We start from the raw sequence: 14892 nt of genomic DNA, 5'->3' as shown, positions 1-14892 counted from the left end.
CTACCCGCGCGCTACCGTTCGACGAACCCGGTCAGATCTCCGCGCGCCGGATCCCACGATTCGACGACGAATCGCACCTCGCCGGGGGTTTGTTCCGAACGCAGCCACGCGAGGAGTTGTTCGAGCGCGGGGCGCGGGCCTTCCGCGATGACGAGCACACGCCCGTCCTGATGGTTGGTCGCGTGCCCGACCAGCCCGAGTTCGAGCGCCCGGGCGCGGGTGAACCACCGGAATCCGACACCCTGCACGCGGCCGTGGACCCATGCGGTCAGGCGTTCGACCGAGCCGGATGCAGGAGTGGTCACGGTGCCTCCTCTATTCGGCCGTCTGCTGTTCGGTCACCGGATGTGCCGCCCGGACGGTGCCGTCGAACCCGGTGGTGTAGATCGTGTTCGGATCCCAGCCCGGTCCCGCCCCGAATGCGACCGACGAGATGAGCGGAATGCCCTCGGCGACGCGGCAGGTCTCGCCCGTCTCCGGGTCGACGCGCAGGATCGCACCGGCCGGGTTCAGCGCGACGTAGAGCGCGCCGTCCGGGCCGAGCGTCAGGTCGTCCGGTGCCTGCAGCAGGCCCGGGCCGGGCAGATCGATGCTGCGGACGGGCCCGGTGAGGTCCGCGGCGTCGAGCACGTGCAGCCGGTTCACCGGCTCGAACGTGGTGACGGTGTAGACGGTGCTGCCGTCGACTTCGATGCCGTTGACGGAGCCGAGATCCGTGCGCAGCACGGTGGCCTCACCCCCGTCGCCGGCCGCGTGAGTCAGGCCGACGGCGCCGACGTCGCGGGAGACGAGCAGTGAGCCGTCGGGCAGCACACCGAGACCGTTCGGCATGACGATGCCGGTCGCGACGGTGCGGCGTTCCCCGGTGTCGAGGTCGATCGTGTCGACGGTGCCGTCCGGCGTGTTGTTCACGCCGGACGCGGTGGTGTTACCAACGTTGAGATAGACGGTGTCACCGTCGACGACGATGCCACCCGGACCGGTGACGTCGTCCAGAACCGTGCCGATCGCGCCGTCGGGTGTGACACGCCGCAACGCGCCGTCGCCGGCGAGCGTGCCTTCGGAGACGAGCAGCCCACCGCGCCCGTCGAATTCGAGATTCTCGAGCACGCCGAGCCCGGACGTCACCGTGGTCACGGTGCGCGGTGCGCACGCCGTGGGTGCGGCGGTCGCCGGCCGCGTCGCTCCGGCGTGCGCCGACGGAACCGCGACCATCCCCAGCACGGCCGCGGCCGCGGCCCCGACTGCGACCCGAATAGTGCCTGTCCCCATCGATCCCCCTTCGGTCTACTGCCTGCGGTCGATCAGGCGTCCGAGGTGATCGTCAGGCTCACCTTCGTGCCGGTCTTGAGCGTACGGCCGACGGTGCACACCTTGTCGACGGACCGCTCGACGAGCGTGAGCAGGCGCTGCTGCGCGTCGGCGTCGAGTTCGGACAGGTCGAGGATCAGCTCCTCCTCGAGATGCGGGTACACCTCGTTCTCCCGGTCCGCGGCGCCCGAGACCTTGATGGTGGCGTCGTAGTCGTCGCCGAGCCGGCGCGACAGCGGAAAGTCCGAGCTCATGCCGGAGCAGGCGGCAAGAGCGATCTTCAGCAGCTCACCGGGGGTGAACACGCCTTCGACGGTATCGGAGCCGATGAGCACTTCGGCGCCGCGCGAGCTGCGCCCCGTGTAGCGGCGGGTGCCGGTGCGCTCGACCCAGAGTTCGGTGGGAGGGGTGTCGGGTGTCTGGTCAGCCATGGCTCGAATCCTGCCACGGCACACCGACGACGCCGTCACCGAGGATCGTCGGCAGCCGGCCGATCGGCCGATCGGGACGAAGCGAGGCGGGATCCGGTGGCGACGAGTTCCTCGGCGATGCGCACCAGCGGGGTGTTGCGTTCCTGCGACAGCCGCCGGAGCAGCTCGAAGGCCCGGATGGCATCGATGTGGAACCGTTCCATCAGCATGCCCTTGGCCTGGCCGATCAGGTCACGGCTGGCCAGGGCGGAGGTCATCTGCCGGTGGGCGGATGCTGCCGCGGTCGCCAGAGCGGCGTGGGTGCCGAGCATCTCGGCGGTGGCTTCGTCACCGCGGTCGAATCCGGCGACACGGAAGCTGTACAGGTTCAGCGCCCCCACAGTCGAACTGTGGCTGTACAGGTGGACCGTCAGCATGCTCAGCACACCGACCTCGACTGCGGCGCACGCGTATCGGGGCCAACGCGTTTCGCCGCGCAGGTCGTCGGCTCGTACCGTCGCGTCGCGGGTGGCGGCGTCGAGGCACGGCCCCTCACCGAGTGCGATCTGCACGGCGGCGAGGTAGGCGGGCAGATCCGAGGTCGCCGCCTTCGATTCGAATTGCCTGCGGCCGCCGACGACGAGAACATCCGCACAGTCGGCACCCGGAATCAGCTCGACCGCGGCGTGGGTGACCCGACGCAGAACATCGTCGACCTCGTCGGGGGCAGCGAATTCTCGGGCGAGCTGGGCCATCCGCTTCCCCAGGTCTTCGCCTCCGGTGGAGACCGCCATACGTCGATTGTGCCCCCGATCCAGATACCGGACTTTCCACTCGGGCAAAGATCGGAACAGTGGATTCGACACGTGCCGGGGAGGACACCCTCAGCGATGCCGAGCGGCTCGGCGACCAACTCGAGCGGGCCCGCGGTGCGTTCAGGCGCGCCGGACCCGCGGTCGCGGCTGGCACCTCGGGCAACTGTAGGACGAGCGGTTCATGAACTTCTCACGGCGGATCGCGGCGCCGCATCGCGAGCACGGCCGATTCTCCTGGCCGTACACGTCGAGGGATCGGTCGAAATAGCCGGATTCACCGTTGACGTTCACGTAGAGCGCGTCGAACGAGGTGCCGCCCTGGGCGAGCGCCTCCCCCATCACCTCCCGCGCCGCCGCGAGCACCGCCCTCAGTTTGGGACGCGACAGCGTGTCGGTGATCCGATTGCCGTGAAGCTCTGCGCGCCACAAGGATTCGTCGGCGTAGATGTTGCCGACGCCGGAGACGACGGTCTGGTCGAGCAGCGCGCGTTTGATCTCGGTGTGCTTGCCCCGCAGGATGTTCACGACCGCGTCGGCATCGAATCGGGGATCCATCGGGTCGCGGGCGATGTGCGAGACCGGCACCGGCAGCAGATCGCCGTCGACCTCGACGAGCGGCGCCAGCGCCCAGCCTCCGAAGGTCCGCTGGTCCACGAACCGCAGATCCGCGCCGTTGTCGAGCACGGCGCGGATGCGCAGGTGTTTCTCGTCGGGCACCGACGGGGGCTGCACGAGCATCTGACCGCTCATACCCAGGTGCACGACGAGTGCCACATCGGCCGGTTCCAGCACGAGCCACAGGTATTTGCCGCGCCGCTGCACGGCCGCGACCGTCTGACCGGTCAATTGCAGCGCGAGATCGCGCGGGCCGGGTTCGTGCCGCCGCACCGCACGCGGATGCAGCACCTGCACGGATTCGATCGTCGCACCGAGCACGTGCTCGTGCAGGCCGCGACGGACCACCTCGACTTCGGGGAGTTCCGGCACCGCGGATCAGTTCTGTTCGGTGCCGGTCTCGTCGGCGGCGGTCCGGTCGGTCGCCGTGCCGTCCGTCAGCGTCTGCCACGCGGTGGACGCAGCCTTCTGCTCGGCTTCCTTCTTGGTGCGGCCGACACCGACTCCGAGCGCGGAACCGGCAACGAGCACCGTCGCCGTGAATTCCTTGTCGTGGTCCGGGCCCGTCGCGGAGATCTCGTAGACGGGCACACCCGCGCCGCGTTCTGCGGTGAGCTCCTGCAGGCTGGTCTTCCAGTCCAGTCCGGCTCCGAGTCGCGGACCGCGCTCGAGGAGCTCGGAGAACAATCGCAGCACGACGCCACGCGCGACGTCGATGCCGTGTTCGAGGTGGACGGCGCCGAGCAGCGATTCCATACCGTCGGCGAGGATGCTCGCCTTGTCGCGGCCGCCGGTCAGTTCCTCACCTTTACCCAGCAACAGGTGTACACCCAGACCCCCGTCGCCGAGGCCTCGCGCGACCTCCGCGAGGGCGTGCATGTTGACCACGCTCGCACGGATCTTGGCAAGTTCGCCCTCGGACCGGTCCGGGTGCGTCAGGTACAGCTTCTCCGTGACGGTGAGGCCGAGAACGGCGTCGCCGAGGAACTCGAGGCGCTCGTTGGTCGGTAGCCCGCCGTTCTCGTAGGCGTACGACCTGTGCGTGAGCGCCAGCGTCAGAAGTCCCTGGTCCAGAGTCACGCCGAGAGCGGCGAGGAGAGACGCATGATCCTCCTCGCCGCCCACGGACGATGTATTCATCGATTCGTTCGTCACGATGCCAACCGGATCAGACGGCAGCGGTCACCTGACGGCCGTTGTACGTGCCGCACGACGGGCACGCCACGTGAGGCAGCTTCTTCTCGCCACAGCCACGGTTCGGGCAGGTGACGAGGGTCGGCGCAGTGGTGTTCCACTGGCTGCGCCGCGACCGGGTGTTGGAACGCGACATTCTGCGCTTGGGGACGGCCACGTCTACTTCTCCTCGTTGATCTTGCTGTCAGGTGCACTGCTGGGTTCTTCGGATCCTGCGCCGTAGGCAGCTGCCAACCCAGCCCAGCGAGGATCGATTATTTCATGCCCGTGCCCGGATTCCGCAATCGCCAGGCGAATGCCGCATTCGGGGCACAGTCCCGCGCAGTCGTCGTTACACAACGGCTGCAGCGGAAGCTCCAGTCCGACGGCGTCGACGATGACCGGTTCGAGATCGATCTCGTCGTCCACCATCCGGTAGATCTCGTCCTCGTCGGTGGTCTGTTCCGTGACGCTGTTCGGGTAGGCGAACAACTCCGTGAGGTACAGGTCCACCGAGCCGGTGAACGGCTCGAGGCACCGCGAGCACTCGCCGACGGTGCCGGCACGGACGGTGCCCGTCACGAGCACCCCCTCCGACACAGCCTCGAGTCGCAGATCGAGTTCCACATCCGCGCCCTCCTCGATCGCGACGAGGTCGAGACCGATGCGTGACGGCGACGGGACGACCCGGTTCACCGTACGCATCGACCCCGGCCGACGACCGAGAGAGATCACGTCCAGCACGAATCCCTCGTCCCGGGCGGGACGAGGCGCACTGCGATGACGGGAAGACACTGGAACTCGCTTTCGGATCGACGGCACGTAGCCGTCCAGTTGTACTGGGCAACCCCCCGATGGTACGCGACGGGACGTGCTGGGGGGAAATCCGCCCGGTGGCGAGCGTCAGCGGCGCCGATCTGCGCGCCAGTCCGCCTCCGCATAGTCCGGGGCCCCGGCGGTCCGCAGCTGCTGCCGACCTCGCCCCACCGAGCGAAGCGTCGTGTTGAGGATCTCCTCGAAATCGGCGAGTTTGCCGTCGACGTACTCGTCGCATTCGGTGCGCAGCCGGTCCGACTCGGCGTGTGCGCCGTCGATCACCCGTGCCGATTCGGCGTGAGCCGCCTGCACGACCTCGGTCTGCGACACCAGGCGAGCCTGCTCGGCCTCGCCGTCCGCGACGGCCCGCTCGAAGGACGCCTTGCCGGACTCGATCATGCGGTCCGCTTCGGCGCGGGCCCGGCCCGTGACGGCCTCGTACTGCCGCTTGCCCTCGGCGACGGTGTCCTCGGCCTCGGCCCGCGCGTTGCGGACCAGCTCGTCCGCATGCGCCCGTGCCTCCTGCACCATCCGGTCGGCCTGGTCCTTCGCATCCGCGAGCATGCGGTCCGCATCGGCACGGGCCCGTTCAAGCAAGGCGCGCGCCTCGTCGTCGGCGTCGCCGACGGTCTTGTCGGCCAGTGCCCGCGCGTCGCCGACCAGGCGGTCACGGTGGTCGAGGACATCCTGCGCGTCGTCCAGCTCGCTGGGCAGCGCGTCCCGTACGTCATCGAGGAGTTCGAGAACGTCCCCGCGCGGCACCACGCAGCTGGCGGTCATCGGAACACCGCGTGCTTCCTCGACGATCGCCACAAGTTCGTCGAGTGCCTCGAATACCCGGTACACGCCCAACCCCAATCCTCGTCCGGCCCGGCCGGTGCGGCCGCGGCCAGCTGCCAGTCTGCCGCAGGCGGAGCGGTGCGGCGCAACGCTCGCGGGCGTGTCGGCGAACCGGTGCCCGAGTTGTCGAAACCGTTACCTGCCCGGGACGGCCGGCGCTACTTCGCCGCGGCCCGTTCGGCGATCCGCGCGAGCAGCCGCTTGTGGACCGTCGCGGGGAGCATGTCCGAGACGTCACCGCCGTAGGTCGCGACTTCCTTGACGAGCGAGCTCGACAGGTAGCTGTAGGCGGGGTTGGTGGCGACGAACAGGGTGTCGACGCCGGTGAGCTTGTGGTTCATCTGCGCCATCTGCAGCTCGTAGTCGAAGTCGTTGGCACCGCGCAGGCCCTTGACGATCGCGGTGATGCCGTTGGCCTTCGCGTAGTCGACGAGCAGCCCCTGCCAGGCGTCGACCCGGACGTTCCCGAGATGCGAGGTCGCCTCGGCGAGCATCTCGAGGCGCTCGGGCACGGTGAACATGCCCTGCTTGTTCGGATTGATCAGCACGGTGACGACGACCTCGTCGAACTGCAGGGCGGTTCGGCCGATGACGTCGAGATGTCCGTTGGTGACAGGGTCGAAGGATCCGGGACAGACGGCGCTGCTCATGATTCAGCACCGTAGCAGGTGGCGACCTCGATCCGGGTCTCCCCGTACTTGCGGACCCGCCCCGCCTCGAGGACGTCCGGCCACACCGTTTCCGGCGACCGCGAGGACCGTTCGAGCACGACCACCGAGCCGTCACCGACCCATCCACCGTCGACGAGAGCGGCCAGCACGGTGGACACCGCGTCCTCACCGATCGCGTACGGCGGATCCGCCAGCACGAGGTCGTAGACGCGGTCCGGGGTGCCGGCCAGCACGGTGGACACCGGTGCCGCGCGCAGCACCGCGCCTGGCAGGCCGATCTCGGCGATGTTCTGCCGGATCACGGCCGCGGCCTTGGCGTCGGATTCGACGAGCAGCACCTGCGCGGCGCCGCGAGACAGGGCTTCGAGGCCGAGGGCACCGGATCCCGCGTAGAGGTCCAGGACCGCGGCGCCCTCCAGGTCCATGCGCGCGTCGAGGGAACTGAACAGTGCCTCGCGCACACGTTCGGAGGTAGGCCGGGTACCGCGGGGCGGCACCTTCAGGCGCCGCCCCCCGGCCCGCCCCGCGACTATCCGTGTCACTCGGCGCTTTCCTCGGCGGCAACGACCACCAGCAGATCGCCACCCTCGACCTGCTGGACGCCACCGATCGCGAGGCGGGTGATCTGCCCGCCGCGCGGCGCGGTGATCGCCGCTTCCATCTTCATGGCCTCGATCGTGGCGACGGTGTCGCCCGCGGCCACCTTGTCGCCTTCACCGACGACGAGGGTGACGGTGCCGGCGAACGGCGCGGCCACGTGACCGGGGTTGTTCCGGTCGGCTTTCTCCGCGGCCGGAACCTCGCTGGCGATGGAGCGGTCGCGCACCGAGACGGGGCGCAGCTGACCGTTGAGGATGCACATCACGGTGCGGAGGCCACGTTCGTCGGCGTCCGAGATCGCTTCGAGGCCGATGAGCAGTTCGACGCCCTTGTCGAGCTTGACGCGATGCTCTTCACCCTGGCGCAGACCGTAGAAGAACTGGTTGGCCGACAGTTCGGAGGTGTCGCCGTAGGCGTCGCGGTGCTCTTCGAACTCGCGCGTCGGGGCCGGGAACAGCAGCCGGTTGAGGGTGCGGCGCCGTTCGAGCGAGCCGCCTCCCAGCGACTTCTCGTCCTCCGGCGCGAGCTGCGGCTCGGCCTTCGGTTCGCTGCGACCGGCCAGTGCCTTGCTGCGGAACGGTTCGGGCCAGCCGCCGGCGGGGGTGCCCAGTTCGCCGCGCAGGAATCCGACGACCGAATCCGGGATGTCGAAGCGGCCCGGGTCGGCGGCGAAGGCGTCGACGGACACGCCGGCACCGACGAGGTGCAGTGCGAGGTCGCCGACGACCTTCGACGACGGGGTGACCTTGATGAGTCGCCCGAGCAGCCGATCGGCACCGGCGTAGGCCGCTTCGACGTCTTCGAAACGGTCACCGAGACCGAGCGCGATGGCCTGCTGACGCAGGTTCGACAGCTGCCCGCCCGGAATCTCGTGGGTGTAGACACGGCCGGTCGGCGCCGGCAGGCCGGACTCGAACGGCTGGTACACCTTGCGCAGCGCCTCCCAGTACGGCTCGAGGTCGCACACGGCCTGCAGGTCCAGACCGGTGTCGAACTCGCTGTTCGCGGCCGCCGCGACGATCGCGGACAGCGCGGGCTGGCTGGTGGTGCCGGCCAGGGCCGCGGACGCACCGTCGACCGCGTCCGCACCCGCGTGCCATGCCGCCAGATAGGTGGCGAGCTGACCGCCGGGGGTGTCGTGGGTGTGCACGTGCACGGGCAGGTCGAAGTTGCTGCGAAGCGCCGAGACGAGGGTGGCGGCGGCGGGGGCGCGCAACAGACCGGCCATGTCCTTGATCGCCAGCACGTGCGCGCCGGCCTCCACGATTTGCTCGGCCAGCTTCAGGTAATAGTCGAGCGTGTAGAGCGTCTCGTTCGGGTTCGACAGGTCGCCGGTGTAGGACAGGGCGACCTCGGCGATCGTGGTGCCGGTCTCGCGGACCGCATCGATCGCCGGGCGCATCTGGTCGACGTTGTTGAGCGCGTCGAAGATCCGGAAGATGTCGATGCCGGTGCTCGCCGCCTCCTGCACGAACGCCCGGGTCACCGCCTCCGGGTACGGCGTGTAGCCGACGGTATTGCGGCCGCGCAGCAGCATCTGCAGGTTGATGTTGGGAATCGCCTCGCGGAGCGCAGCCAGCCGCTCCCACGGGTCCTCGTGCAGGAAGCGCAGCGCCACGTCGTAGGTGGCACCGCCCCACGCCTCGATGCTCAGCAGTTCGGGCGTCATCCGCGCGACGTGCCCGGCGACGGTGAGCAGGTCCTTGCTGCGGACGCGGGTCGCGAGCAGCGACTGGTGGGCGTCGCGGAAGGTGGTGTCGGTGACCGCGAGGGCCTTCTGCTCGCGCAGCGCCCGGGCGAAGCCGTCGGGGCCGAGTTCGAGCAGCCGCTGCCGTGAACCGGCCGGCGGCTGGGCCGTCAGGTCGATCGCGGGGAGCTTGTCGTGCGGGTACACCGTGGTGGGGCGCTGGCCGTGCGGCTTGTTGACCGTCACGTCCGCGAGATACCGCAGGATCTTGGTGCCACGATCCGCGGACGAGCGCAGCGTCAGCAGCTCCGGACGCTCCTCGATGAACGAGGTGGTCACGTTGCCCGCCCGGAAATCCGGGTCGTCGAGCACCGCCTGCAGGAACGGGATGTTCGTGGCGACGCCGCGGATTCGGAACTCGGCGACCGCGCGCCGGGCCCGCGCGACCGCGGCCTCGAGGTTGCGGCCGCGGCAGGTGAGCTTGACGAGCATCGAGTCGAAGTGTGCGGAGACCTCCGCGCCGACGGAGGTGCCGCCGTCGAGGCGGATGCCGGCGCCGCCGGGGGTGCGGTATCCGGTGATCCGGCCGGTGTCGGGGCGGAAGCCGTTCGCCGGGTCCTCGGTGGTGATGCGGCACTGCAGTGCCGCACCGCGGATCGCCACGGTGTCCTGCGACAGTCCCAGATCGGACAGGGATTCACCGGAGGCGATGCGCATCTGCGCCTGCACGAGGTCGACGTCGGTGATCTCCTCGGTCACGGTGTGCTCGACCTGTATACGCGGGTTCATCTCGATGAACACGTGGCGGCCCTGCTTGTCGAGCAGGAACTCGACGGTGCCGGCGCACTGGTAGCCGATCTGCCCGGCGAATGCGACCGCGTCGGCGCAGATCTTCTGCCGCAGTTCCTCCGGCAGGTTCGGTGCCGGCGCGAGCTCGACGACCTTCTGGTGGCGGCGCTGCACCGAGCAGTCCCGCTCGAACAGGTGCATCACGTTGCCGTGCTTGTCGGCGAGGATCTGGACCTCGATGTGGCGGGGGTCGACGACGGCCTGTTCGAGGAACACGGTCGGATCCCCGAACGCGGCGTCGGCCTCCCGCGAGGCGGCCTCGATGGATTCGCGCAACTGGCTGCGCTCGGCGACCCGGCGCATGCCGCGTCCGCCACCACCGGCCACCGCCTTGACGAACACCGGGAATTCCATGTTCTCGGCGGCCGCGAGCAGCGCCTCGACGTCGGACGAGGGCTCGGACGAGGCCAGCACCGGCAGGCCGGCCGCCTTGGCCGCGGCGATCGCGCGGGCCTTGTTGCCGGTCAGCTCGAGCACCTCGGCCGGCGGTCCGATGAAGGTGATGCCGGCCTCCGCGCACGCCGCGGCGAGATCCGGATTCTCGGACAGGAAGCCGTAGCCGGGATAGATCGCGTCGACGCCCGCGGACTTCGCGGCCGAAACGATCTCCTCGACCGACAGATACGCGCGCACGGGATGGCCTTCCGTACCGATCTGGTACGCCTCGTCGGCCTTCAGCCGGTGCAGCGACTTGCGGTCTTCGTACGGGAACACCGCGACGGTCCCGGCGCCCAGTTCGTAGGCGGCACGGAAGGCGCGGATCGCGATCTCGCCACGGTTGGCGACAAGCACTTTCGAGAACATTGGACGACGGTACCGCGCCGAAACACGCCGATTTGCCGACTCGTTCCACATTGTGGGACGGCGCGGCCGGAAAGCGGACTGAAACGATGCAGTTCGCCGATCGGTAACTCACGGGTAACACGACGGGTGTGCTCGCTGTTACCTCACGGCCCGACCGTGCCCGCGGTGCGCAGGACGTTACACGGCGGCGGCTCAGGATTTCTCGAGGAATTCGACGCGCTTGCTGTCGAGCGCCGCGGTGACCATCCGCGCGAGCCCGGGATGCTTGTCCAGACCCGGGTCCTCGTCGGTGACCGCCCGCGCGAACGCCTGGGCCGCGGCGATGACCTCCACGTCGTCGACGAGCGAGAGCAGCCGCAGCGTCGACGCCGTGCCGGACTGGGCGACTCCCAACACGTCGCCCTCGCGGCGTTGCTGCAGGTCGAGTTGTGCAAGCGCGAACCCGTCGGTGTTCCCGGCGACGGCGTCGAGACGCATCATCGCCTGCGATCCGGGCCGGCTGTCGGTGACGAGCAGGCACAGGCCCTGATGCCCCCCGCGCCCGACGCGACCGCGCAGCTGATGCAGCTGGCTGACACCGAACCGGTCGGCGTCGACGATCACCATCACCGTCGCGTTGGGCACGTCCACACCGACCTCGACGACGGTCGTGCACACCAGCACGTCGATCTTCCCGGCACCGAAGTCGCGCATCACGGCGTCCTTCTCGTCCGAGGGCAACCGGCCGTGCAGCAACCCGACGCGCAGGTGACTCAGCGGCCCGGTGGACAGCTCCTCGTACTGCTGCAGCACCGACTTGGTCTCCGGCGGCTCGACGCCGGCCCGCCCGCCCTTTCCTGCGCCGCCCTTTGCTGCACCGCGCCCCTTGGGGGTGCCGCGTGCCGGTTCGGAGTCCTCGAGAACGAAGAAGTCGGCGTCGGCGTCCTCGTCCGCGTCGCCGTCCCCGATGCGGGAGCACACCACATAGGCCTGCCGCCCTTGCGCGACCTCCTCGCCGATCCGTTCCCAGGCACGATCAACCCAGCCCGGATGCACCCTCGCCGGCACGACGCGGCTCACGATCGGTGATCGCCCGCGCGGCAGTTCGGTCAGGGTCGAGACCTCGAGGTCGCCGAGGACGGTCATCGCGATCGTCCGCGGAATCGGGGTCGCGGTCATCACCAGCACGTGCGGACTCGCGCCGTCCCGACCGCGGTTGCGCAGCGCGTCGCGCTGTTCGACACCGAAGCGGTGCTGTTCGTCGATCACGACGAGACCGAGGTCGAGGAAATTGACGCCCTGCTGGATCAGCGCGTGGGTGCCGATGACGATGCCGGCGTCGCCGTTGACGGTGTCGAGCAGCGCCTGCTTCTTGCGGGCCGCCGGCATCGACCCGGTCACCAGTGTCACCTTGGTCGCGAGTTCGTGGGCGCCGAGCTCACCGGCGGCGGCCAGATCCCCCAGCATCGACGTCAGCGACCGGGCGTGCTGCGCAGCGAGCACCTCCGTCGGCGCGAGCAGCGCGCACTGGTGCCCGGAGTCGATGACCTGCAACATCGCCCGCAACGCCACGATGGTCTTGCCGGAACCGACCTCACCCTGCAGCAGCCGGTTCATCGGGTGCGACACCGACAGGTCGGCGGCGATCTCGTCGGCGACGGCGAGCTGTCCCGCAGTCAGCTCGAACGGCAACCGCCGGTCGAATTCCGCGGCGATGCCGTCCTCGCGCCGCGCGCAGACCGGCGCGGTACGGACGGCGACGTCGTGCCGGCGACGCGCGAGCACCAGTTGGAGTGCGGTGGCCTCGTCGAAGCGCAGCCGCGCCCGTGCGGCCGTCACCTGTTCCTTCGTGTCGGGGAGGTGGATGGTGCGCAGCGCCTCGTCCAGCCCGATCAGGTTGTGCTCGCGGCGTACCCACTCCGGCAACGGGTCGTCGACGACCTCGAGCTGGTCGAGGATCTGCCGCACACAGCGCATCACCGTCCACGATTCGACGTCGCGGGTCGCCGGGTACATGGGGATCAGCGCCCGGTCGAAGATGGACATGTCGATGCCGTCACCGCTCTGCGCGCTGCGGGCCATCCCCGCCAGCGCGCCGGCGCCGCGGACCCGGGCCGGTGCGGGTGTCGCTCCCCCGACCTCCGCGTCGCGCGGCTCGGGGAGGATGACGTAGCTGGGATGAGCCAGGCTCCACTTGTCCCGGAAGTACTTGACGGTGCCGGAGAACATGCCGCGCACGCCGGGCTTGATGTTGTATTTGACCTTGTGCGGGTTGAAGAAGGTCACGTCGATCTTCTGCCGATCCGACACCAGCACCACCGCGAGCCGGGTCCCGGGCCGGCTCTTCATCCGTACCTCGTCGGCCTTCTCGACTCGCGCGATGATCGTGACGTGCTGGCCTTCTTCCGGCTGCGCGTCGCCGAGTTCGGCGCCCTGTGTCGCGTAGCGGTGGGGATAGTGGCGCAGCAGATCCTCGACGGTGGACATGCCGAACGCGTCGAGCAGGGCGTCGGCGGTCTTGCGTCCGAGAAGATGATCGAGTCGGTCCGCGAGTGTCGCCACTGCCGTCCTTTCGCCGTGTCCGCTTCTGCTCGGTGCGGCTTCTACTCGACACCGAGTTGCAGCAGGTCGCTGCCCTGTCCCCCGTGATACACCACGACCTCCACCTCGGGGTGGTGCGCATCGAGGTGGGCGGTCAGCTGCTCGGCGAGGCCGTCGGGAGCGCCGGATCCGACCAGCATCGTCACGAGCTCGCCGCCCGCGGCGAGGATCTTGTCGAGAAGCGACGCGCCCGCTGCGACCAGATCATGCTCGATGACTACGACATCGTGACCGGCCAGACCCAGGCTGTTCCCGGGCTCGCACGTTCCCACCCAGGTCAGGGCGCGTTCCTGCGCGATGCGCAGCGAGCCCCACCGGGTGGTCGCAGCGGCCTCGGTCATGGTGAACGCGTCGTCGACGGATTCCCGCTCGGCGTCGTGCACGGCGAGCGACGCGAGCCCCTGCACCATCGACCAGCTGGGCAGGAACATCACCGCCCGATGGTCGTCGCGGGCCGCGGCCCCGACGGCGACGAGATTCTGCTCGCTGAGCGACCCGTTGGGCAGCACCAGCACCTCGGGAGCGTCGACCGCGCGGATCGCGTCGAGCAACCCCGGGATCGTCATCGGCCGGTCGGCCCGGACGACGACGGCTCCCTCGGCTTCGAAAAGCTGCGCCGCGCCGTCGCCCTCGACGACCGCGAGCACGGCCCGGCCCGCCGAGGCGGGACGTTGCCGAAGCTCGCTGTCGCAGTTGTCCCGATGCACCGCGTCGAGCGCGAAGCAGGTGATCTCGATGCGGTGGAGACTTCCCGCCGCCAGCCCCGCTTCGACTGCGGCACCGGGCACGCAGCAGTGCACGTGCACGGACCAGGTTCTGGCGCCGTCGCCGACCACCGCGACGGAGTCGCCGAGTGTGTCGAGCCGCGTCCGCAGCGTCTCCATGCGCTTGTCGTCGGAGCCGCTCACGAAGTACATGACCTCGTAGTCCTGCACGGCGTGGGTGACGGTGCCGCCGTGAGCGGCAGCATCATTGCGTGCGGGTGTGTCGTCGTGCCGCGCCGCGGACCGCACCGGCGGAACAGGCCGGGTGGTGAGGGTGAGGCGCCGGTCGGGTCGTTCGCCGGTCACGACCTCCACGAACACGTCGAGGAGGATCATCAGGCCGAGGCCGCCCGCATCGACGACGCCGGCCTCGGCGAGAACGTCGAGCTGGGTGACCGTGTGCTGCAGGGCAGCCGCCGCGGCGTCGGCGGCAGCGAGCGCCACATCCGCGGGTGTCGCGCCCGCACCGAGCCGGGACGCGCCGGCAGCAGCGGCGCGCAAGACGCTGACGATGGTTCCGTCGGCGGGAGTGCTGAGCGCGCGCATCACCTCGACGGCCGCGCGGTCCAGCGCGCGCGCGATCCCGGCCGCGTCGAGATGTTCCGCGGTCGCGGTGGCGTCGGCCATGCCGCGCAACATCTGCGCGAGGATCACGCCGGAGTTGCCGCGTGCTCCGGTGAACGCCCCTCGCGCGAGAGCGTCGAGGACATCGGCGGCCGTCTGCGACGTGCCCGAGGAGTGGAGCCAGTCCACCGCGGATCGCACCGTGATCAGCAGGTTCGTGCCGGTGTCACCATCCGGGACGGGGAAGACGTTGAGGACGTTGATCTCGTCGCGGCGCTCCTCGATGGCCTTCAGTCCCAGTTCCGCCCAGCGGCGCAGCGCCGGTGCGTCCACCACGTCCCCCGCTTCGAACAACTGTGGACTCCTCTTTCCGCAACCCGCCGATTTCCGATG

14 protein-coding genes are annotated in these 14892 nt (G+C 69.6%); all 14 read right to left on the bottom strand.

Annotated elements, in window-relative coordinates:
* Positions 1-11: 11 nt before the first annotated feature.
* The 14 genes from RZ1_RS08020 to fakA all read right to left on the bottom strand — a co-directional run bounded on the left by RZ1_RS08020 (position 12) and on the right by fakA (position 14853).
* Complete coding sequence (locus tag RZ1_RS08020; protein ID WP_238071847.1) at positions 12-305, bottom strand: acylphosphatase; 294 nt, start codon at positions 303-305, stop codon at positions 12-14.
* Between the two features lie 10 nt (positions 306-315).
* Complete coding sequence (locus RZ1_RS08015) at positions 316-1272, bottom strand: SMP-30/gluconolactonase/LRE family protein (RefSeq protein ID WP_072810789.1); 957 nt, start codon at positions 1270-1272, stop codon at positions 316-318.
* Between the two features lie 32 nt (positions 1273-1304).
* Entirely contained in the window at positions 1305-1742 is a 438-nt protein-coding gene (locus RZ1_RS08010; protein WP_072810787.1) for an OsmC family protein, read from the bottom strand.
* A gap of 35 nt (positions 1743-1777) precedes the next feature.
* Positions 1778-2515 (bottom strand): GAF and ANTAR domain-containing protein, encoded by a 738-nt coding sequence (locus RZ1_RS08005; RefSeq protein WP_072810785.1) that lies wholly within the window; start codon positions 2513-2515, stop codon positions 1778-1780.
* Between the two features lie 141 nt (positions 2516-2656).
* Positions 2657-3523, bottom strand: coding sequence for a bifunctional DNA-formamidopyrimidine glycosylase/DNA-(apurinic or apyrimidinic site) lyase (mutM, locus tag RZ1_RS08000; protein ID WP_072810784.1), 867 nt, complete (start codon positions 3521-3523; stop codon positions 2657-2659).
* A gap of 6 nt (positions 3524-3529) precedes the next feature.
* On the bottom strand, positions 3530-4291 hold the full coding sequence (rnc, locus tag RZ1_RS07995) for a ribonuclease III (RefSeq protein WP_283235920.1): 762 nt from the start codon (positions 4289-4291) through the stop codon (positions 3530-3532).
* Positions 4292-4319: 28 nt separating this feature from the next.
* Positions 4320-4502: a 50S ribosomal protein L32 gene (gene rpmF, locus RZ1_RS07990; protein ID WP_003939052.1), complete on the bottom strand. Its 183-nt coding sequence runs from the start codon at positions 4500-4502 to the stop codon at positions 4320-4322.
* A 2-nt stretch (positions 4503-4504) separates the two neighbouring features.
* The gene (locus tag RZ1_RS07985) at positions 4505-5068 is read right to left on the bottom strand and encodes a YceD family protein (RefSeq protein ID WP_072810780.1); all 564 of its coding nucleotides are present in this window, start codon (positions 5066-5068) and stop codon (positions 4505-4507) included.
* Between the two features lie 159 nt (positions 5069-5227).
* Positions 5228-5986 carry a DivIVA domain-containing protein gene (locus tag RZ1_RS07980; RefSeq protein ID WP_072810778.1) on the bottom strand — a complete coding sequence of 253 codons (759 nt, stop codon included), beginning with the start codon at positions 5984-5986 and terminating at the stop codon, positions 5228-5230.
* A gap of 152 nt (positions 5987-6138) precedes the next feature.
* The gene (coaD, locus tag RZ1_RS07975; RefSeq protein WP_072810776.1) at positions 6139-6630 is read right to left on the bottom strand and encodes a pantetheine-phosphate adenylyltransferase; all 492 of its coding nucleotides are present in this window, start codon (positions 6628-6630) and stop codon (positions 6139-6141) included.
* Positions 6627-7193: a 16S rRNA (guanine(966)-N(2))-methyltransferase RsmD gene (gene rsmD, locus RZ1_RS07970; protein WP_072810775.1), complete on the bottom strand. Its 567-nt coding sequence runs from the start codon at positions 7191-7193 to the stop codon at positions 6627-6629. The genes coaD and rsmD overlap by 4 nt, the downstream gene beginning before the upstream one ends.
* Positions 7190-10591: a pyruvate carboxylase gene (locus tag RZ1_RS07965; RefSeq protein ID WP_072810773.1), complete on the bottom strand. Its 3402-nt coding sequence runs from the start codon at positions 10589-10591 to the stop codon at positions 7190-7192. Before RZ1_RS07965 ends, rsmD begins: the two co-directional genes overlap by 4 nt.
* 192 nt (positions 10592-10783) lie before the next feature.
* Positions 10784-13132: an ATP-dependent DNA helicase RecG gene (gene recG / locus RZ1_RS07960; protein WP_072810771.1), complete on the bottom strand. Its 2349-nt coding sequence runs from the start codon at positions 13130-13132 to the stop codon at positions 10784-10786.
* A gap of 41 nt (positions 13133-13173) precedes the next feature.
* The gene (gene fakA / locus RZ1_RS07955; protein WP_072810770.1) at positions 13174-14853 is read right to left on the bottom strand and encodes a DAK2 domain-containing protein; all 1680 of its coding nucleotides are present in this window, start codon (positions 14851-14853) and stop codon (positions 13174-13176) included.
* Between the last annotated feature and the right edge of the window lie 39 nt (positions 14854-14892).

The organism is Rhodococcus zopfii NBRC 100606 = JCM 9919 (assembly GCF_001895025.1).
Classification (GTDB): domain Bacteria; phylum Actinomycetota; class Actinomycetes; order Mycobacteriales; family Mycobacteriaceae; genus Rhodococcus; species Rhodococcus zopfii.
The sequence above is the reverse complement of the archived record's forward strand: the minus strand, read 5'-3'. Positions and strand labels throughout refer to the sequence as shown.